This is a genomic window from Streptomyces sp. NPDC016677 (assembly GCF_055562815.1).
Genome location: NZ_JBVHEO010000016.1, coordinates 63,996 through 81,784, shown reverse-complemented (window position 1 = coordinate 81,784; position 17,789 = coordinate 63,996). Strand labels below are relative to the sequence as shown.

Annotated in this window: 22 protein-coding genes; 15 read left to right on the top strand and 7 right to left on the bottom strand. The window is 72.7% G+C overall.

The features are described from left to right. The first annotated feature begins 72 nt into the window (after positions 1 to 72). Both ACZ3IG_RS30295 and ACZ3IG_RS30290 read left to right on the top strand, forming a co-directional pair. Positions 73 to 528 (top strand): hypothetical protein, encoded by a 456-nt coding sequence (locus tag ACZ3IG_RS30295; RefSeq protein WP_467436040.1) that lies wholly within the window; start codon positions 73 to 75, stop codon positions 526 to 528. Positions 529 to 596: 68 nt separating this feature from the next. Then, positions 597 to 1,193: a TetR/AcrR family transcriptional regulator gene (locus ACZ3IG_RS30290; RefSeq protein WP_467436038.1), complete on the top strand. Its 597-nt coding sequence runs from the start codon at positions 597 to 599 to the stop codon at positions 1,191 to 1,193. A 72-nt stretch (positions 1,194 to 1,265) separates the two neighbouring features. Here ACZ3IG_RS30290 and ACZ3IG_RS30285 read toward each other — a convergent pair whose 3' ends face one another. After that, positions 1,266 to 2,936: a bifunctional 3'-5' exonuclease/DNA polymerase gene (locus tag ACZ3IG_RS30285; RefSeq protein ID WP_467436037.1), complete on the bottom strand. Its 1,671-nt coding sequence runs from the start codon at positions 2,934 to 2,936 to the stop codon at positions 1,266 to 1,268. Between the two features lie 111 nt (positions 2,937 to 3,047). Continuing rightward, positions 3,048 to 3,821, bottom strand: a complete 774-nt coding sequence (locus tag ACZ3IG_RS30280) for a Clp protease N-terminal domain-containing protein (protein WP_467436036.1) — start codon at positions 3,819 to 3,821, stop codon at positions 3,048 to 3,050. A 126-nt stretch (positions 3,822 to 3,947) separates the two neighbouring features. On the opposite strand from ACZ3IG_RS30280, the gene ACZ3IG_RS30275 reads away from it, so the two are divergent. Beyond that, a complete protein-coding gene (locus ACZ3IG_RS30275; protein WP_467436034.1) occupies positions 3,948 to 5,153 on the top strand; it encodes a DUF2786 domain-containing protein in 1,206 nt (401 codons plus the stop codon). Positions 5,154 to 5,185: 32 nt separating this feature from the next. Here the strand turns inward: ACZ3IG_RS30275 and ACZ3IG_RS30270 are convergent, their stop codons facing one another. The 4 genes from ACZ3IG_RS30270 to rpmB form a co-directional block, all read right to left on the bottom strand. Continuing rightward, positions 5,186 to 5,737, bottom strand: coding sequence for a DUF4232 domain-containing protein (locus ACZ3IG_RS30270; RefSeq protein WP_467436033.1), 552 nt, complete (start codon positions 5,735 to 5,737; stop codon positions 5,186 to 5,188). Between the two features lie 92 nt (positions 5,738 to 5,829). Then, on the bottom strand, positions 5,830 to 6,138 hold the full coding sequence (locus ACZ3IG_RS30265; RefSeq protein ID WP_467436032.1) for a hypothetical protein: 309 nt from the start codon (positions 6,136 to 6,138) through the stop codon (positions 5,830 to 5,832). Positions 6,139 to 6,694: 556 nt separating this feature from the next. Next, positions 6,695 to 7,000 (bottom strand): 30S ribosomal protein S14, encoded by a 306-nt coding sequence (gene rpsN / locus ACZ3IG_RS30260; protein ID WP_215174561.1) that lies wholly within the window; start codon positions 6,998 to 7,000, stop codon positions 6,695 to 6,697. Then, on the bottom strand, positions 7,000 to 7,236 hold the full coding sequence (gene rpmB, locus ACZ3IG_RS30255; RefSeq protein WP_215174563.1) for a 50S ribosomal protein L28: 237 nt from the start codon (positions 7,234 to 7,236) through the stop codon (positions 7,000 to 7,002). The genes rpsN and rpmB overlap by 1 nt, the downstream gene beginning before the upstream one ends. Before the next feature lie 71 nt (positions 7,237 to 7,307). On the opposite strand from rpmB, the gene rpmG reads away from it, so the two are divergent. The 5 genes from rpmG to ACZ3IG_RS30230 all read left to right on the top strand — a co-directional run bounded on the left by rpmG (position 7,308) and on the right by ACZ3IG_RS30230 (position 9,661). Further along, complete coding sequence (gene rpmG, locus ACZ3IG_RS30250; protein WP_044382365.1) at positions 7,308 to 7,472, top strand: 50S ribosomal protein L33; 165 nt, start codon at positions 7,308 to 7,310, stop codon at positions 7,470 to 7,472. A gap of 8 nt (positions 7,473 to 7,480) precedes the next feature. Continuing rightward, positions 7,481 to 7,729 carry a type B 50S ribosomal protein L31 gene (locus tag ACZ3IG_RS30245; protein WP_467436029.1) on the top strand — a complete coding sequence of 83 codons (249 nt, stop codon included), beginning with the start codon at positions 7,481 to 7,483 and terminating at the stop codon, positions 7,727 to 7,729. Next, positions 7,729 to 8,910 carry a CobW family GTP-binding protein gene (locus ACZ3IG_RS30240; RefSeq protein WP_467436028.1) on the top strand — a complete coding sequence of 394 codons (1,182 nt, stop codon included), beginning with the start codon at positions 7,729 to 7,731 and terminating at the stop codon, positions 8,908 to 8,910. The genes ACZ3IG_RS30245 and ACZ3IG_RS30240 overlap by 1 nt, the downstream gene beginning before the upstream one ends. 5 nt (positions 8,911 to 8,915) lie before the next feature. Next, positions 8,916 to 9,149, top strand: coding sequence for a 30S ribosomal protein S18 (rpsR, locus tag ACZ3IG_RS30235; protein WP_467436026.1), 234 nt, complete (start codon positions 8,916 to 8,918; stop codon positions 9,147 to 9,149). A 269-nt stretch (positions 9,150 to 9,418) separates the two neighbouring features. Next, a complete protein-coding gene (locus tag ACZ3IG_RS30230) occupies positions 9,419 to 9,661 on the top strand; it encodes a DUF397 domain-containing protein (protein ID WP_215174570.1) in 243 nt (80 codons plus the stop codon). A gap of 147 nt (positions 9,662 to 9,808) precedes the next feature. Here ACZ3IG_RS30230 and ACZ3IG_RS30225 read toward each other — a convergent pair whose 3' ends face one another. Next, the gene (locus tag ACZ3IG_RS30225; protein ID WP_467436025.1) at positions 9,809 to 10,312 is read right to left on the bottom strand and encodes an ATP-binding protein; all 504 of its coding nucleotides are present in this window, start codon (positions 10,310 to 10,312) and stop codon (positions 9,809 to 9,811) included. A 367-nt stretch (positions 10,313 to 10,679) separates the two neighbouring features. Here ACZ3IG_RS30225 and ACZ3IG_RS30220 point away from each other — a divergent pair, with 367 nt between their 5' ends. The 7 genes from ACZ3IG_RS30220 to ACZ3IG_RS30190 all read left to right on the top strand — a co-directional run bounded on the left by ACZ3IG_RS30220 (position 10,680) and on the right by ACZ3IG_RS30190 (position 17,771). Then, a complete protein-coding gene (locus tag ACZ3IG_RS30220) occupies positions 10,680 to 11,504 on the top strand; it encodes a helix-turn-helix domain-containing protein (protein WP_467436116.1) in 825 nt (274 codons plus the stop codon). Positions 11,505 to 11,704: 200 nt separating this feature from the next. Further along, on the top strand, positions 11,705 to 13,165 hold the full coding sequence (locus tag ACZ3IG_RS30215; RefSeq protein WP_467436024.1) for an aldehyde dehydrogenase family protein: 1,461 nt from the start codon (positions 11,705 to 11,707) through the stop codon (positions 13,163 to 13,165). A 206-nt stretch (positions 13,166 to 13,371) separates the two neighbouring features. Beyond that, complete coding sequence (locus ACZ3IG_RS30210; RefSeq protein ID WP_467436022.1) at positions 13,372 to 14,013, top strand: PadR family transcriptional regulator; 642 nt, start codon at positions 13,372 to 13,374, stop codon at positions 14,011 to 14,013. A gap of 75 nt (positions 14,014 to 14,088) precedes the next feature. Continuing rightward, positions 14,089 to 15,066, top strand: coding sequence for an ATP-binding cassette domain-containing protein (locus ACZ3IG_RS30205; RefSeq protein ID WP_467436021.1), 978 nt, complete (start codon positions 14,089 to 14,091; stop codon positions 15,064 to 15,066). A gap of 38 nt (positions 15,067 to 15,104) precedes the next feature. After that, positions 15,105 to 15,833, top strand: a complete 729-nt coding sequence (locus tag ACZ3IG_RS30200; protein ID WP_467436115.1) for an ABC transporter permease — start codon at positions 15,105 to 15,107, stop codon at positions 15,831 to 15,833. A gap of 73 nt (positions 15,834 to 15,906) precedes the next feature. Continuing rightward, positions 15,907 to 16,668, top strand: a complete 762-nt coding sequence (locus ACZ3IG_RS30195) for a MerR family transcriptional regulator (RefSeq protein WP_467436020.1) — start codon at positions 15,907 to 15,909, stop codon at positions 16,666 to 16,668. Positions 16,669 to 16,814: 146 nt separating this feature from the next. Continuing rightward, a complete protein-coding gene (locus ACZ3IG_RS30190) occupies positions 16,815 to 17,771 on the top strand; it encodes a DedA family protein (RefSeq protein WP_467436019.1) in 957 nt (318 codons plus the stop codon). Positions 17,772 to 17,789: the final 18 nt, after the last annotated feature.

Genomic DNA, 17,789 nt, shown 5'->3' with positions numbered 1-17,789 from the left:
GCCGGGAGTGATCCACGCCGCACATTCCGCAGGAGCGTGTGGCGGGCCGGGGCCGGTCGCGAGGATGGTGGCATGAGTGACTGGGGAATCGCACTGATCGCCGCCGGATCAGCGATCGCGGGCAGTGTCGTCACCGGCTGGTACGCCCGCAGCGCCGGCCTCCGGCAGGCCGCCGCCGCGCGGCACGCGGGTGACCGGCAGGCGGACGCGCTGCTGGAATCGGTGCGCATGACGCTTCGCGCCGAGTCCGGTCACCGTGAGTTCGCCCTCCGTCGCCAGACCTACGCGGAGTTCCTCGGAGCCGCGGAGGCCAGGATCGTCGCCGAGCGGAACGGGCGGGGGCAGGCCGACGACGACGTCCTGCTGCAGCGCGCCCTGGGCGGGGTGCTGCTGGAAGGCCCGCCGGACGCCGCCGACGCGGCGCAGCGTCTCGTCGACTGTCTGAGGCGCCATGAGCGGCCCGACGAGGTCAAGCGCGCCAAGCTGGCCTTCGTGGCGGTGGCGCAGGAGTGCTGCCGGCCCCGGTGAACCCAGTAGGGTGGGCCCCCGCCCACTCGTGGACGTGGGGGAGCACGACAAGGCGAAGAGGACGCGGCATGCCGACGGGAGTGCACCTGCGGGACCCGCGCGAGCAACTGTTCGGCGCCGCCGAGCACATCCTGCTCCGCGACGGTCCGGACGCGCTCACCAGCCGCGCGGTGACCGTTGAGGCCGGTTGCGCCAAGGGCGTCCTGCACCGGCACTTCGAGTCCTTCGACGCCTTCCTCGCGGAGTTCGTGCTGGACCGCATCGAGCGGATGCGGCCCGAGGGCGCCGCGCTGCGTGAGGCCGCCGGGGCCCGCACCGTGGTCGACAACCTCACCGACGCCGTGCTGCGCCTCTTCGGCCCGCTGGCCGTGTCGATCGTCGCCGTCGTCACCTTCCAGAACCAGGTACGGGTACGGCTGCGCGAGGCGCGGCCGGCCGGGGGCGTCCCGGTGCTCGCCGAGATCGTGGACATCCTCACCGCCTACCTCGAAGCCGAGCGCGAACGGGGGCGCGTCGCGCCCGACGCCGACGTCGCCGTGCTCGTACCGACCCTGGTCGGGGCGCTGCACCTGCGGTTCGCGGACTCGGACGGTACGCCGCCCGGGGCCGAGGACGTCCGTGGGATCGTCGCCACGGTCCTCGCCGGGGCCGTGGCGCCGGGCTGAGCCGGGCGAGGGCGGCCGGTGCCGCTCGTGCCGCCGTGGCCCGAGCCGGAGGACCTTCGGGGCGGGCAGCGCTCATTTCGCGTCCGCGTAGCACCCCACCACTGCCGTACTGAACGGAAACCGCACCGGCGTCCGCCCGAACGTCAGCCGCCCCGCCAGGTCCGCCGCCTCCCGTATCGCGGTGACGACCACGTCGGCTTCGCCGGCCGGGCAGTGCACGATCACCTCGTCGTGCTGGAAGAAGACCAGCTCGGCGGAGAGCCCCGCGCAGGTCTGCCGCAAGGCGGCCAGCATCAGCAGGGCCCAGTCGGCGGCGCTGCCCTGGACGACGAAGTTGCGGGCGAAGCGGCCCCGGGCCCGGGCGCCGGACGTCTCGCCGGGCCGGCTCCCCGGCGGCTCGTCCTGGGGGAGGCCGGCCTCACCGGTGCCGTCGTCGCCCGGCTGGGCCGCCGGAGGGCAGGTGCGGCCCAGCCAGGTGCGGACGAGGCGCCCCTCCTCACCCGCGCGGGCGGCGTCGTCGACGTAGGCCACGGCGCGCGGGAAGCGGCGTCTGAGCGCGGCCAGGTTCTTCAGGCCGTCGCCGGAGGTCTGGCCGTACACCGCGCCGAGCACCGCCAGCTTGGCCTGGGCGCGGTCGCCGGAGAAGGCGCGGTCGGAGACGGACTGGTAGAGGTCGGTCGCGTGGGAGGCGACCTCCATCAGGCCGGGGTCGCGGGAGATCGCGGCCAGCACGCGCGGTTCCATCTGGTCGGCGTCGGCGACCACCAGCCGCCAGCCCGGGTCGGCGACCACGGCCCGCCGGATGACCTTGGGGATCTGCAGGGCGCCGCCGCCGTTGGTGACCCAGCGGCCGGTGACCGTGCCGCCGGCCTGGAACTCGGGGCGGAAGCGGCCGTCGCGCACCCAGTCCTGGAGCCAGGACCAGCCGTGGGCGACCCAGATCCGGTACAGCCTCTTGTACTCGATGAGCGGCTTCACGGCCGGGTGGTCGAGGGACTCCAGCTCCCAGCGGCGGGTGGAGCGGACCTTGATGCCGGCCCCCGCGAACGCCTTGACGACATCGGCGGGCAGGTCGGGCCTGACCCGTCGCCCGAAGGCGGCGGAGACCTCGTCGGCCAGCTCGGCCAGCCGGCGCGGCTCGCCGCCGCCCGCGTACCGCTCGCCCAGCAGATCGCGCAGCACCTCGCGGTGCACGTCGGCCCGCCAGGGCAGCCCGGCGCGGTTCATCTCGGCGGCCACCAGCATCCCCGCCGACTCGCTCGCGGTCAGCAGCCGCATCCGGTCCGGGTGCTCGGCACGGTCGTGCCGCCGCTGCTGGTCGGCGTAGACGGCGGCCAGGTCGGGGAGGGGGAGGTGGACGCCCCGGGGTTCGAAGAGGGGGGACTGGGCGCCCGGCGCGGCGGGCCGCTGGGGCGGGTCGGGGGGCACGGGGTCGCCGCGCAGTCTGGCCAGGGCGGCGGCGGCCGACCTCGGTTCGCCGAAGCGGCCCTCGTGGCCGAGGAGCAGCGTCTCGGCGTCCTCGATGTCGTAGCACCGCTCCACCCGGACCCCGGCGGCGAGCAGCCGCGGGTACAGCTCGGCGGTGGAACGCCACACCCACCGGGCCACGTCCGGGCGGGCCCGCACCGCCTCGGCGGCGTCCGCCTCCCGCCGTACCGGGCCGGCGGGCAGCCCGTCGGGGCCGAGGGGGGCGACGTCCGCGCCACCGTCCTCGGCCACCGCGAGCATCCACCGGTCGGCCATGGAACGAGTCTCGCAGCAGGGTCTGACAACGGACGGCCGCGCGGGGCGGGACGCCGGGACCGCGCCGCCCGCCCGCCGCCCGCCCGCCGTCCGCCCACCGGCTGCCCGCCGTCAGGACCCCGTCGCCTCGGCCGCCGCGGGGGCGTCCCCTGCCCCCTCCCCCTCCTGCTCGGTGATGAACTCGGCCAGCGCCTCGGTGACGAACCGCTCCGTCGCCTCCTTGGTGAGGCCGAGGCCGCTGAGGACCCCGTCGCCGTTCTCGTGCTCCAGCAGGGCCAGGAGGATGTGCTCGGTGCCGACGTAGTTGTGGCCGAGGCGGAGGGCCTCGCGGAAGGTGAGTTCGAGGGCCTTCTTGGCGGCCGGACCGTACGGCACGAGTTCCGGGACCTCGTCGGCGGCCGGCGGGAGCGCGGCGAGGGCCGCCTCGCGGACGGCGTCCGGCGTCACGCCCTGCGCGGCGATCGCCCGTACGGCGAAGCCCTCCGGCTCGGCGAGCAGACCGAGGACGAGGTGTTCGGGCACGCCCTCGGCGTTGCGGGCGTTCCTGGCCTCGTTGTGCGCGGCCATCACCGTGTTCTGCGCGCGGGGCGTGTAGCGGCTGAAGCCCTCGCTCGCGTCCGGGCCCGTGGACTCCTTCGGCACGAAGCGCTTCTGGGCCGCCTGCCGGGTGACGCCCATCCGCCGGCCGATGTCCGTCCAGGACGCGCCCGAACGCCGGGCCTGGTCGACGAAGTGGCCGATCAGATGGTCGGCGACCTCCCCGAGGTGCTCACCGGCGAGGACGGCGTCCTGGAGCTGTTCCAGGGGCTCGGCGTGGACCTTCTTGATGGCGGCGATCAGGTCGTCGAGACGTACGGATGCCGTGATGTTCGGGTTCGTCGTCATGTGTCAACCGTAGGTTGCGCCTCCCGGCACTGTCAACCTTCGGTTGACAGTGCCGGTCCACGGAGGAGGGAGGAGGAAGGAGGGAGGAGGCAGGAAGTCATACGGCGGTCATGGCACCATCGCCGGGTGAGCAACCCCGGCACATCCAACAACCCCGGCACGTCCAGCACCCCCGGAGCCGCCGGCACCCCCGGTACCGTCGACCGCGCCTTCCGGACCGCCCTGTACGGCACCGACGACGCCGCCCTCGACACGGCGGCCTCTTTGCTCGCGGCCGACCCGGCGGCCGACGCCGAACTGGCCCGGCGCGGGGAGGAGTTCGTGGCAGGCGCCTGGCGGCGCGGCTGGCAGCCCGCCGACCTCGTACGGGTCGTACGGCGGGAACTCGGGGACCCGCACCTGCGGCTGACCGCCGGCCTGATCCGGGCGCAGGCGGCGTACGACCGTCCGCGCGGCCCGCGCTGGACCGCTCAGCTCGACGGGCTCCCCGCCGGATCGCCCACGCACCCGGCGGACCGCGGCGACCGCTTCTCGCGCGCCACCACCGTCCTGGAGCTGTACCGCCTGCTGCTGCGCCTGCCCCACCTGGAGCCACTGGACGAGCCCGGTACGCCGTCCCCCGGAGGACACTCCGAGGGACGCTCCGGGGTGCGCCCCGCGTCACGCGCCCTCGCCCGCATCCGCGCGCTGCTGGCCAAGGCGGAGGCGACCGGGTACCCGGAGGAGGCCGAGGCCCTGAGCGCCAAGGCGCAGGAGCTGATGGCCCGGCACAGCATCGACGAGGCGCTGCTGGCCGCCCGCGCGCCCGCGCCCGACACTCCGGGGGCCTGCCGGATCGGGGTGGAGCCACCGTACGAGCAGGCCAAGGCGGTACTGCTGGACGCGGTGGCCGCCGCCAACCACTGCCGCGCGGTGTGGAACGAGGACCTCGGCTTCTCCACCGTGGTCGGCTTCGAGACCGACCTCGCGGCGGTCAAGCTGCTGCACACGTCGCTGCTCGTGCAGGCCGAGACGGCCATGACCCGGGCGGAGGCCGCCCAGCGGGCCGGCGGCCGGAAACGGACGAAGACGTTCCGTCAGTCGTTCCTCGCGGCTTACGCCCACCGCGTGGGCACCCGGCTGCGGGAAGCCGCCGAGGCCCCGGTCAGCGAGGACGAGAGCCTGCTGCCCGTGCTCGCCTCCCGCGAGGTCGCGGTGACCGGCCGCCTGGAGCAGATGTTCCCGGAGACGACCACCACCCGGCTGCGGGGCGTCTCCGACGAGGCGGGCTGGACGGAGGGCGTCCGCGCGGCCGACCGGGCCCGGGTCGGGCACCGTCGCCCGCTGCCCTGAACGGTCCCGTGCGGACGCCCGCTTCAGCCGGTTCAGTCGCCCATCTGCTGGAACGCGCTCACCGTCGCGTCCGGTCCGCCCTCGCCGTTCCCGCCGTCCCCACCGTCCCCGCCGTCCTTCGTCGCGACGGCGCCGTACGACCAGGGGATGTCCTGCGTGGCGGAGGCGCCGGGCAGGGCGAAGCGCGCCGTACGGACGTCCAGGCTCGTGCCGTCCTCCTCCCCGCGCACGTAGGTGATGGTGAAGGAGGCGGCGGCGCCCTTGGCCAGGGTCAGTCGCCGCGCCGAGGCGCCCTCTTCCCGGCCGGTCTCCTTGGAGGCGCCGTCCGCGAGGAGCGTCACGGTCGGGAAGCCTTCGAGGACGCACTCGGCGCCGCGGTTGGTCAGGGTGACGGTGACGGTGCCGGTGTCCCCGGCGGCCGGGGCGGGGCTCGCCGCGATCTCCGTGCCCGACCCGCCGATCCGGCAGGCGGAGCTGTCACCGCTCTCGTCGGTGCCGCCGCCCTCGTCGGAGCAGGAGGTCAGGAGAAGCGCCGCGGCGACGGAGGCGGCGGCGAGGGCGACGGTCGGCCGGGTGGCGCGCATGAACGGGTCCTCTGGAGACGGGTGGTGAACGGATTCCCTGCGGTCGCCGGGGGCGGGACAGGGGTCAGCAGAGGTTACCGGCCCGGCCCGGCTCAGGAACCCAGGCCCTCCGTCGGCAGCCCGCTCGGCAGCTTGGCGCCCTCGGCCTTGAGGTACTTCTCCGTCCCCAGGCGGCCCGCCCAGTCGACCTCCAGGGTCGAGCCGTCGACCGACTCGACCGTTCCGGACGCCCGGTCGTCGGTCCCGTCGGTGCAGGAGAGGCGGATCGTGAGGGCGCCGCCGGCCCCGCCCACGTCGCCGCTGCACACGGTCCCGCCGGTGGCGAAGAGACCGGCCTGCTTCCCGGTGACCACCAGGGCGACCGCCTTGCCGCCGGCGGTGGCCAGCCAACTGCCCTCCACCTCGTCGACTGCGACGGCGGCGGACGACGAACCCCCGCCGCCGTTCCCGTTCCCGCCGCCGCCACCGGAAGACGCCGATGCGCGTGCAGACGCCGCTGCGGAGGAGGATGCGGACGCCGGCGCGGATGCGAGCGTCGACGCGGATGCGAGCGTCGACGCGGAGGGAGCCGCGGAGCCGAAGGGCGACGCGGACGGGGAGGAGGACCCGGGGGCGGACGCGGACCCGCTCGTACTCGCGCCCCTCGCCGCCCCGTCGTCCGAACCCCCGCCGTCACCGCACCCGGTGAGCACCAGCGGGCCCACGACCCCGGCGGCCACCGCCGCACCCCGCAGCCGCCCGTGCCCCCGCCGACGCGGAGGACGGCCGCCCCTCACCCCGACCGCCGTACTCCCCGTACTCGCCGCACCCGACGTACTCGCCGTACCGTCCACACTCACCCATGTCATCCATGTCACCGGAAGCTCCAAGCTGTAGCGGACGGCCGGGACGGCCGGGACGGCCGGGACGGCCGGGACGGCGCGGGGCGGCCGGGGCCGTCCCACGACAAGCCGCAAGCTACCAGGACGACTTGCGGACCCCGGGCAGATGTCCGGCATGCGCCTGTTCGCGCAGCGAGACGCGGGAGAGCCCGAACGTACGGAAGTAGCCGCGCGGGCGTCCGTCGGTCTGGTCGCGGTTGCGGACGCGGGTGGCGCTGGCGTCCCGGGGCTGGCGGCGCAGCTCCCGCTGGGCGGCGAGGCGTTCGGCGTCCGTGGAGGACGGGCGGCGGATGATCTCCTTCAGCTCGGCGCGGCGCGCGGCGTACCGGGCGACGGTCTCCTGGCGCTGCTCGTTCTTCGCGATCTTGCTCTTCTTCGCCATCAGACCTTCACTCCCCGGGCGCGGATGCGGGCCACGGCCGCCTCGACGCCGATCGTGTCGACGGTCTTGATCGCCTTGGTGCTCAGCCGCAGCCGTACGTGCCGGTTCTCGCTCGGCAGCCAGTACCGCTTGGTCTGGATGTTGGGGTCGAAGCGGCGCGAGGTGCGCCGGTGGGAGTGGGAGATGCGGTTGCCGAAGCCGGGCTGGGCGCCGGTCAGCATGCAGTGCGCGGACACGGTGACGTACCTCTCGGTCAGTCCTGACGGACACGACTGTTAATGGAATTCATTTTCAGTAAGATAGCAGCATGGCACGCAACGAACTCCGCCCGGTCATCAAGCTGCGGTCCACCGCGGGGACCGGCTTCACCTACGTCACCCGCAAGAACCGCCGCAACGACCCCGACCGGCTGACCCTGCGCAAGTACGACCCGGTCGCCGGCCGCCACGTCGACTTCCGAGAGGAGCGCTGAGCACCGCCATGCGCAAGGGAATCCACCCCGAGTACCGCCCGGTCGTCTTCCGCGACCGCGCCGCCGACTACGCCTTCCTCACCCGGTCCACCATGACCAGCGAGAAGACGATCGAGTGGGAGGACGGGCACACCTACCCCGTCGTCGACGTCGAGATCTCCGACGTCAGCCACCCCTTCTACACCGGCACCGCCCGCGTCCTGGACACCGCCGGCCGCGTGGAGCGCTTCGAGCGCCGGTACGGGAAGCAGAGCTGATGGCGGAGGAGATGGCGGCGGGGGCGGCCGGGCCGGCGCTGCCCGTGGTGATCGTCGGCGGACTGCACTCCGACGCCCGCCAGGCCGCCGTGGCCCGGCTGCTGGCCGACGTCCCCGGCAGCGTCGTCCTCCACCACGACCTGGCGACCGCCACCGCGGGCACGGTCGTCCGCACCGTCCGCGACGCCACCGGCCTGCTGTCCGCCGGGGAGGCGCCGCTGGTCAACGACTGCGCCTGCTGCGCCCTGCGCGAGGACCTGGTCCCCGAGCTGGAGCGGCTCGCGGACGCCGGGACCGTCCCGCTGGCCGTCGTCGAGCTGTGGGACTCCGTCGAGCCCAAGGCGATGGCCGAGGTCGTCACGGCCGGCGGCTTCACCGTCACCGGCGTGATCACGGCCGTCGACCCGGCGCTGGTGCTGCCGTACCTCGGCAACGGCGACGACCTCGCCGAGGGCGGCCTCGCCGCGGCCGCCACCGACCAGCGCACGGTCGCCGACACCTTCGCGCGGCAACTGGAGTACGCCCCCGTCCTGGCCGTCGTCGACTCCCCGGAGGCCGACGACGAGGACCGCGAGCTGCTGGCGCAGCTCCACCCGACCGCCCGCCAGGTCCCCATCGGCCACGGTGACCTGGCGGGCTCCGCCCCGGACCTGGCGCGGGCCGCGCTCGCCGGGTTCGACGTGGAGGCCGCGGCGGCGGCCCAGCACCCGGCCTGCGCCCTGCTGCCCGCGGAGGCCGACGCGCACGGCGTCACGACCCTGGTGTGGCACCGGCGCCGGCCCTTCCACCCGGAGCGGCTGTACGCCGCGCTGGAGGACCTGACCTGCGCCGCGGCCCGCAGCCGGGGACGGTTCTGGCTGGCCGACAAGCCGGACACGCTGCTGCACTGGGACGCCGCGGGCGGGGCCCTGTGCGTGGAGGGGGCGGGCCCGTGGCTCGCCTCGCTGCCGGACGCGGCCTGGGAGATGGTGCCTCCCGTGCGCAGGGCCGCCGCCGCCCTCGACTGGCACCCCGAGCACGGCGACCGCTGCCAGCACCTCGTCTTCACCTCACCCGGCCTCGACCGGGACGGGCTGGCACGGCTGCTGGAGTCCTGCCTGCTCACCGACGCCGAGTACGCCGCCGGACCGGGCGCCTGGAAGCGGCTGCCGTCCGGCTTCGACACCCTCCTGGAGGTCTGACCACCGTGCCCCGCAAGAGCGACCGCAAGCCCCTCAAGGCCCGCCCGAACCCCCTGGACCAGGCGGGGATCACCTACATCGACTACAAGGACGTCGATCTGCTCCGGAAGTTCATCTCCGACCGCGGCAAGATCCGCAGCCGCCGGGTCACCCGCGTCACGTCCCAGCAGCAGCGGCAGCTCGCCGCGGCGATCAAGAACGCGCGTGAGATGGCGCTGCTGCCCTACTCCAGTCGCTGACGCCGTCACCGGCCACCCCGTTCACATGTGGGACCCGCCTGGTCAGGCGGGTCCCACATGTTGTTGCATGATCAACAGAAGTCGGGGCAGACGCGGGAACGGCCGGCGGCGGCCCGGCGTCCCACAGGACGGGGCTGTAATCGTGAGACCACCCCGCGTGCACGTGCATTTGCGCAAGCAGATGCACGTGAACAAGGTTATGATCCGCATCAGTTGACCAATGCATCAATGGCCACACCAGCCACTAGTGCGACACCGGGGAGCGGCCTGTGAACCACGACGTGTACAACGGCATCGCCGCTACGCAACTGCACGGAGTGGCCTGGCAGAAGAGCCGGCACAGCAACTCGCAGGGGTCCTGCGTGGAGTTCGCACTGCTGCCCGGCGGGGACGTCGCCGTGCGCAACTCCCGCTTCCCCGACGGTCCGGCGCTGGTCTACACGCGCGCCGAGATCGAGGCGATGCTGCTGGGCGTCAAGGACGGGGAGTTCGACCACCTGGTCGCGGGCTGACCGCCCCGCCCCGGCGGCCCGCCCCAGCGGCCCGCTCCACCCGGCTGACCGCCCCGCGCACGGCCCGCCGCGATGCGCGGCCGGCCCCGCATGCGCGGCCCGCCGCGACGCGCGTAGAAACGCGGCGCGGCGAAGGGGCGCGGCGGATCACTCGGCCGCCGGGTCCGGCCACCCGGCCGACGGGTCCGGCAGCCGGAACAGCGCCCAGACCACCTTGCCGTGCAGCGTGCCCGCCAGCGGGTACCAGCCCCAGCCGTCGCTGAAGGACTCGACGAGGAACAGTCCCCGGCCGGACTCCGCCGCGAAGTCCTCCGTCTCCCGGGTCACCGGACTGTCGTGGCTGGGATCGCGCACCGCGCACACCAGCCGCCCGGTCCACCGCATCAGATGCAGCCGCACCTGCCCGTGCCCGTCCGCCTGCCGCGTGCCGCAGGGCGGCAGCGCGTGCCGCAGGGCGTTGGTGACGAGTTCGGAGACCACCAGGCAGATGTCGTCGAACCGGTCGCCCGTGTGCCAGCCGTCGAGGGTGCGGCGGGTGAACCGGCGGGCCTCGCGCACCGCTTCGTAGCGGGGCGGCAGGGCGCAGGAGGCGGCGCTGGAGACGTGGGCGGGGTCCAGCGGCGGAAGGCCCTGCCTCAACGGCTCGAGCATGGTCGATCCATTCGTCCCCATGCGAGGCACTCCCGGGAGTTCGCGGTCGTAGCGATGCGGCGCGGTGGTGCGGCACCATGGTTTCGGATGCGTAGGGCAGATGCAAGGGCAGATGCACGTGCACGTGACCGAAATGGACCTGCCCGTACCGCTTGTTGGGCAAATTTTCTGCCATCTTCACCTCTCGTCCTGGGTGTCGCCTCCGCAACTCCTTGCCATTACCTGTGCGTTTTCTTGGCAGGCTCTCCGTTTCCGTAATCGGACGAGTACTGCTCGGAGTGTTTTAGTGGCAGACTTCAGCCTCTGAAGACGGCTGGGGAGGCTGGCGAACGTGAGCGCGGGAGAGCCCGGATCGGTGGTGCGGCGCATGCTGCTCGGATCACAACTCAGGCGACTGCGTGAGGCGCGGGGGATCACACGGGAGGCGGCGGGGTACTCGATCCGCGCCTCGGAATCGAAGATCAGCCGCATGGAGCTGGGCCGGGTGAGCTTCAAGACACGCGATGTGGAAGATCTGTTGACGCTGTACGGCATCACCGACCCGCAGGAGCGGTCCTCCCTCCTGTCGCTGGCCAAGGAGGCCAACGTCGCGGGCTGGTGGCACAGTTACTCGGACGTGCTGCCCAGCTGGTTCCCCACCTACGTGGGTCTGGAGGGTGCGGCCTCCGTCATCCGCGTCTACGAGGTGCAGTTCGTGCACGGGCTGCTGCAGACGCCGGAGTACGCGCGCGCGGTGGTGCGCCGCGGGGCGCGCGGTGCGAGCGAGGAGGACGTCGAGCGCCGGGTGACGCTGCGCCTGGAGCGCCAGAAGTACCTGGTGGCCGAGAACGCGCCGCAGTTCCACATCGTCCTGGACGAGGCCGCGCTGCGCCGCCCCTACGGCGACCGCGAGGTGATGCGCGGCCAGCTCCAGCACCTGATCGACATGTCCGAGCGCCCCAACATCCGCCTCCAGGTGATGCCGTTCGGCTTCGGTGGCCACTCCGGAGAGTCCGGCGCCTTCACACTGCTCAGCTTCCCCGAGCCGGACCTCTCCGACGTGGTCTACCTGGAGCAGCTCACCAGCGCGCTGTACCTGGACAAGTCCGAGGACGTCGCCCAGTACGAGAAGGCGATCGAGGAACTGCAGGGGGACAGCCCCGGGCCGGACGAGAGCCGCGACGTGTTGCGCGGCCTGCTCCAGCTCTCCTGACGCCGGTCTCCTGGGGCCGATCCCCTGACGCCTGTCTCCTGACGCCTGTCTCCTGACGCCTGTCTCCTGACGCCTGTCTCCTGACACCGAAAGGCAACGCCAACTCCCTTTGGTGCTCAGTAGGATGACGCGCGGACGTTCCGTGAAGACGCACGGTCGCCGACTCCGCCTGCCCCGGCAGCAAGGGATTGAGGGATCACATGTCGTCGTACTTCACCGACCTGGCGCAGCAGTACATCGACGGTGAGTGGCGCTCCGGCTCCGGCTCCTGGGACATCATCGACTTCAACCCGTACGACGACGCCAAGCTCGCATCGATCGCGATAGCCACCACCGACGAGGTCGACGCCGCCTACCGGGCCGCCGAGCGCGCCCAGCGGGAGTGGGCGGCGACCAACCCGTACGCCCGCCGCGCGGTGTTCGAGAAGGCGCTGCGGATCGTGGAGGAGCGCGAGGGCGAGATAGCCGAGGCGATCATCGCCGAGCTGGGCGGCACCCGGACCAAGGCCGGCTTCGAACTGCACCTCGCCAAGGAGTTCCTGCGCGAGGCGGTCCACCTGGCGCTGCGTCCCGAGGGCCGCATCCTGCCCTCCCCGACGGAGGGCAAGGAGAACCGCGTCTACCGCGTCCCGGTCGGCGTCGTGGGCGTCATCAGCCCCTTCAACTTCCCCTTCCTGCTCTCCCTGAAGTCGGTCGCCCCCGCCCTCGCCCTCGGCAACGGCGTCGTCCTCAAGCCGCACCAGAACACCCCGATCGTCGGCGGCACCCTGATCGCGAAGATCTTCGAGGACGCCGGCCTGCCCGGCGGTCTGCTCAACGTCGTCGTCACGGACATAGCGGAGATCGGCGACGCCTTCCTGGAGCACCCGGTCCCCAAGGTCATCTCCTTCACCGGCTCCGACGCGGTCGGCCGCCACGTCGCCACCGTCTGCGCCGCGCACTTCAAGCGCTCCGTCCTCGAACTGGGCGGCAACAGCGCCCTGGTGGTCCTCGACGACGCCGACCTCGACTACGCCGTCGACGCGGCCGTCTTCAGCCGCTACGTCCACCAGGGCCAGGTCTGCATGGCCGCCAACCGGGTCCTGGTCGACGAGTCGGTCGCCGAGGAGTTCACGGCGAAGTTCGTCGCCAAGGTGAAGACCCTCAAGGCCGGCGACCCGAGCGACCCCGAGACCGTCATCGGCCCGCTGATCAACTCCCGCCAGGCGGACACCGTCGCCGGCGTCGTGGAGCAGGCCCTCGCCCAGGGCGCGACGGCCCTGGTGCGCGGCCGGCGCACCGACAACCTGGTCGAGCCGTCCGTGCTCACCGGCGTCCCCGCCGACTCGGCCCTGCTCCGCCAGGAGGTCTTCGGCCCCGTCGCCTTCGTCGTCCCCTTCGACGGCGAGGAGGAGGCGGTACGCCTGGTCAACGACACCCCGTACGGCCTCAGCGGCGCCGTGCACACCGGCGACGTGGAGCGGGGCGTGGCGTTCGCCAAGCGGATCGACGCCGGGATGTTCCACGTGAACGACGGGACCGTGCACGACGAGCCGATCGTGCCGTTCGGCGGCGAGAAGCACTCGGGCCTCGGCCGGCTCAACGGCGACTCCATGCTGGACGCCTTCACCACCCACAAGTGGATCTCGGTGCAGCACGGCCGGAGCGGGTTCCCGTTCTGAGGGGCGCCGGGGTGCACGGAGAAGCCGATACCGCATGACCAAGCCCGCACTCCCGCGAGCCGCTGACCGGCTTGGTCAGCGCCCTCTCCGCCACGGCGCGTGGCGCGTGCTCCACCGCGTCGACACCGGCACCCGCACGGTCCCCATCGAGCACGTGGGCCGGACCGGAGCCTGACCCGGCTCCGCTCCCGCCTAACCTGGACCCCATGTCAGTGATCCGTCTCCTCGTGCTGGGCGCGGTGCGCCAGCACGGGCGGGCCCACGGCTACCAGGTGCGCAACGACCTGGAGTACTGGGGCGCGCACGAGTGGTCCAACGCCAAGCCCGGCTCGATCTACCACGCCCTGAAGCAGATGGCGAAACAGGGACTGCTGCTCGCGCACGAGACGGCCCCGTCCACCGCGGGCGGCCCGCCGCGCACCGAGTACGAGATCACCGAAGAGGGCACGCGGGAGTACTTCTCCCTGCTGCGGAAGTCCCTCACCGCCTACGACCAGAAGCCGGACGTGCTCTCCGCCGGGCTGGGCCTCATGGTCGACCTGCGCCGCGAGGAGGTGCTGGAGCTGCTCCAGGAGCGGCTGCGGGCCATCGGGGCGTGGCGGGAGGCCGTCACCGAGTACTACACGCCCGAGGAGGGCCCGCAGCAGCTCGGCCACATCGGCGAGATCATGAACATGTGGGTCGACTCCGCCGACACCGGCGCCCGCTGGACCCGCGGCCTCGTCGAACGCATCCGCGGCGGCGCCTACACCTTCGCGGGCGAGGGCGAACCGTTCGTCGGCGTGCTGCGCGAGGGCGAGCGGAACCCGTACGGGACGGGTGAGCCGCATCCAGGGGACGCTCACTAATCAAGTTTGACCAGTTAGAAGGGCAAGGGTATTTTCCATGAGCCAGTAGTCAAGCTTGACTAGCGAAGGGGTTCCATGGCCGACGCGGCGATCACCGTCGAAGGAGCACGCAAGAGGTACGGCACCAAACACGCGCTGGACGGCCTCGACCTGACCGTCGCGCGCGGCACGGTGCACGGGATGCTCGGCCCCAACGGCGCGGGCAAGACGACCCTGGTACGCGTCCTGGCCACCCTGCTGCGGCCCGACGCGGGCCGCGTCGAGGTCGCCGGGCACGACGTGGTCACCGAGGCGTACGCCGTCCGGCGGCGCATCGGCCTGCTCGGCCAGCACGCCGCCCTGGACGAGGAACTGAGCGGCCGGCAGAACCTAAAACTGTTCGGCCGCCTCCACCACCTGGGCGCCGAGCGGGCACGCGCGCGTGCCGGCGAACTGCTGGCCCGCTTCGGCCTCACCGACACCGGGCGCAAACCGGTCAGCGCCTACAGCGGCGGCATGCGCCGCCGGCTGGACCTGGCCGTCTCCCTGATCACCGACCCCCATGTGCTCTTCCTGGACGAACCGACCACTGGCCTCGATCCCCGGGGCCGCGCCGAGGTGTGGGAGTCGGTCCGCTCCCTGGCCGACGGCGGTACGACGGTGCTGCTGACCACGCAGTACCTGGAGGAGGCCGACCAGCTCGCCGACCGCGTGTCGGTGGTGGACGCCGGCCGGGTGGTCGCCGACGGCACCACCGACGAGCTGAAGGCGGCGATCGGCGGCGACCGCGTCGACGTCGTCCTGCGCGACGCCGGGCGGCTCGCCGAGGCCGCCGCCCTCCTCCCGCTCACCGGCGTCCGCACCGACGCCGACCGGCGGCTGCTCAGCGCCCCGGTCACCGACCGGATGGCGGCGCTCACCGGCGTCGTACGGGCCCTTGAGGACGCCGGCATCGAGGCGGAGGACGTGGCGCTGCGCCGCCCCACGCTCGACGAGGTGTTCCTGCGCCTGACGGAAACCACCGAGCAGACCAGCAAGCAGACCACGGAGAAGACCACCGAGGAGGCCGCGTGAGCACCCCCGGGACCTACGTCCTGACCGACTCCTGGACCATGACCCGCCGCGAGCTGGCCCACTGGGCCCGCCGGCCCGTGCCGGTCCTCGTCGGCCTGCTGTTCCCCGTCATGCTGCTGCTGATGTTCGGCTACCTGGTCGGCGGCGGCCGGGGCGTGACGGGCGACTACGTCGACTACCTGGTCCCCGGCATGCTCGCCCTCACCATGGCCTTCGGCCTGGAGGGCACGATGGTCGCCGTCACCCAGGACCTCGACAAGGGCGTGATCGACCGGTTCCGGGCGATGCCCATGGCCGACGGGGCCGTCCTGGTGGGCCGCGCGGTCGCCGACATGCTCCAGTCGGCCCTCGGCCTCGCCGTACTGATCGCCGTCGGGTACGGACTCGGCTGGCGGGCCGACGGCACCCCCGGCGCCTTCCTGGGCGCCGTCGGCCTCCTTCTCCTCTTCCGGTTCGCGATGCTGTGGATCGGCATCCACCTCGCCCTGGTCGCCGGGAGACCCGAGATGGTCTCGGCGGTGCAGATCCTGGTCTGGCCCGTCGGCTTCCTCTCCAACGCCTTCGCCACCCCGGACGCCATGCCCGGCTGGCTGGGCACGGTCGTCCGCCACAACCCCATGTCGCACACCGCCACGGCCGTACGCGACCTGTTCGGCGGCCCCGGCGGCGAACCCGGCCACGTCTGGGCGGCCGTGCTGTGGCCGCTCGCCCTGCTCGCGGTGTTCGTCCCGCTGGCGGTGCGCGGGTTCGGCAGGCTGAGCCACTGAACCCCGCACCGGGCTTGCACCTCACGCCACGTGAGGAGGCAGCGTGGCCGGCGTCGGAAGAAGGGAGCGGGAGTTGAGCTACTCCGTGGGACAGGTGGCCGGCTTCGCCGGAGTGACGGTGCGCACGCTGCACCACTACGACGACATCGGCCTGCTCGCGCCCAGCGAGCGCAGCCGCGCGGGGCACCGTCGCTACAGCGACGCCGACCTCGACCGGCTGCAGCGCGTCCTGTTCTACCGGGAGCTCGGCTTCCCGCTCCACGAGGTCGCCGCCCTCCTCGACGATCCGGACACGGACCCGCGCGCACACCTGCGCCGGCAGCACGAACTGCTGACCGCCCGGATCGAGAAGCTGCGGGAGATGGCGGCGGCCGTGGAGCAGGCCATGGAGGCACGCAGGATGGGCATCAACCTCACCCCTGAGGAGCGGTTCGAGGTCTTCGGGGACAAGGACCCGGAACAGTACGCCGACGAGGCTCAGGCCCGCTGGGGCGGCACGGAGGCGTACGCGGAGTCACAGCGCCGGGCCGCGCGCTACACCAAGGAGGACTGGCAGCGGCTGATGGCCGAGGCGACCGACTGGAGCGAGCGCTACGCCGCGCTCATGGCGGCCGGCGAGCCGCCGTCCGGCGAGGCCGCCATGGCCCTGGCGGAGGAGCACCGGCAGCACATCGGCACCTGGTACTACGACTGTCCCTACGAGATGCACCGCTGCCTCGCCGAGATGTACGTGGCGGACGAGCGCTTCAAGGCGTTCTACGATGCGATGCGCCCCGGCCTCGCCGAGCACCTCAAGGACGCGATCATGGCCAACGCGGACCGCCGCGCCGGCTGACCCCGGTGGCTCACAGCTCGGTCCGAGGGTGGCCACAGTGCATCCTGGCTCCACCGGTGGAACCTGGGGTGGGCACAAGGCGTTGATAGCTTTGTGCGGCCGTATCCGAACGCCTCACCGCCCTCATCCCTCAGGAGCCCGGAACCGTGACGACGCTTGCCCTCGGCCCGAGCTGGCTGGATCCGAACTATCTCCTCGACACGTTCGGCATCTGGGGCCTGCTCCTCATCGTCTTCGCCGAGTCGGGCCTGCTCATCGGGTTCTTCCTGCCGGGCGACTCGCTGCTGTTCACCGCGGGACTGCTCATCACCTCCAAGCAGCTCGACTTCCCGCTGTGGGGGGCGATCGCGCTGATCTGCGTCGCCGCCATCCTCGGCGACCAGGCCGGCTACATGTTCGGCAAGAAGGTCGGACCGTCCCTGTTCAAGCGCCCGGACTCCCGGCTGTTCAAGCAGGAGAACGTCACCAAGGCGCACGAGTTCTTCGAGAAGTACGGCCCCAAGTCCCTGGTCCTGGCCCGCTTCGTGCCCGTCGTGCGCACGTTCACGCCGATCATCGCCGGCGTCAGCGGCATGCGGTACCGCTCGTTCCTGATCTTCAACGTGATCGGCGGCGTCCTGTGGGGCGCGGGCGTGACCCTGCTGGGCTCCTGGCTGGGCGGCATCGACTTCGTCAAGGAGAACATCGAGGCGATCCTCATCCTGATCGTCCTGGTCTCCGTCGTCCCGATCGCGATCGAGTTCCTGCGCGCCCGCTCCAAGAACAAGAAGAACCCGCCGCAGGCCCCGCAGGCTCCCCAGGCCCCGCAGCACCACGAGCCCCCGGTCATGGACGACGCCACCACCCAGCTCCGCCGCGTCCCCCCGGCCGACCAGCACCCGCAGCAGCAGTACTACGGAAACCCCGATCCCAGCCAGCAGCCGTACACCCAGCAGCCGCACCCGCGGCAGCAGCCGCCGCACCCGCACGCCCAGCAGTACCCGCAGCAGCCGCACCCGCAGCAGCCCTACGCCCAGCAGTACCCGCAGCAGCAGTACCCGCAGGGCTACGGTCAGCAGCAGTACCCCCAGAACGAACAGAACCCGTACAACCAGGGGTACTGAACCGTCCCGGAGAGGGAC

Excerpts from the sequence above, each read along its gene's own strand:
- ACZ3IG_RS30295 (WP_467436040.1), top strand. The coding sequence starts at position 73 with ATGAGTGACTGGGGAATCGCACTGATCGCCGCCGGATCAGCGATCGCG.
- ACZ3IG_RS30290 (WP_467436038.1), top strand. The coding sequence starts at position 597 with ATGCCGACGGGAGTGCACCTGCGGGACCCGCGCGAGCAACTGTTCGGC.
- ACZ3IG_RS30285 (WP_467436037.1), bottom strand. The coding sequence starts at position 2,936 with ATGGCCGACCGGTGGATGCTCGCGGTGGCCGAGGACGGTGGCGCGGAC.
- ACZ3IG_RS30280 (WP_467436036.1), bottom strand. The coding sequence starts at position 3,821 with ATGACGACGAACCCGAACATCACGGCATCCGTACGTCTCGACGACCTG.
- ACZ3IG_RS30270 (WP_467436033.1), bottom strand. The coding sequence starts at position 5,737 with ATGCGCGCCACCCGGCCGACCGTCGCCCTCGCCGCCGCCTCCGTCGCC.
- rpsN (WP_215174561.1), bottom strand. The coding sequence starts at position 7,000 with ATGGCGAAGAAGAGCAAGATCGCGAAGAACGAGCAGCGCCAGGAGACC.
- rpmG (WP_044382365.1), top strand. The coding sequence starts at position 7,308 with ATGGCACGCAACGAACTCCGCCCGGTCATCAAGCTGCGGTCCACCGCG.
- ACZ3IG_RS30245 (WP_467436029.1), top strand. The coding sequence starts at position 7,481 with ATGCGCAAGGGAATCCACCCCGAGTACCGCCCGGTCGTCTTCCGCGAC.
- ACZ3IG_RS30240 (WP_467436028.1), top strand. The coding sequence starts at position 7,729 with ATGGCGGAGGAGATGGCGGCGGGGGCGGCCGGGCCGGCGCTGCCCGTG.
- ACZ3IG_RS30225 (WP_467436025.1), bottom strand. The coding sequence starts at position 10,312 with ATGCTCGAGCCGTTGAGGCAGGGCCTTCCGCCGCTGGACCCCGCCCAC.
- ACZ3IG_RS30220 (WP_467436116.1), top strand. The coding sequence starts at position 10,680 with ATGCTGCTCGGATCACAACTCAGGCGACTGCGTGAGGCGCGGGGGATC.
- ACZ3IG_RS30215 (WP_467436024.1), top strand. The coding sequence starts at position 11,705 with ATGTCGTCGTACTTCACCGACCTGGCGCAGCAGTACATCGACGGTGAG.
- ACZ3IG_RS30210 (WP_467436022.1), top strand. The coding sequence starts at position 13,372 with ATGTCAGTGATCCGTCTCCTCGTGCTGGGCGCGGTGCGCCAGCACGGG.
- ACZ3IG_RS30205 (WP_467436021.1), top strand. The coding sequence starts at position 14,089 with ATGGCCGACGCGGCGATCACCGTCGAAGGAGCACGCAAGAGGTACGGC.
- ACZ3IG_RS30200 (WP_467436115.1), top strand. The coding sequence starts at position 15,105 with ATGACCCGCCGCGAGCTGGCCCACTGGGCCCGCCGGCCCGTGCCGGTC.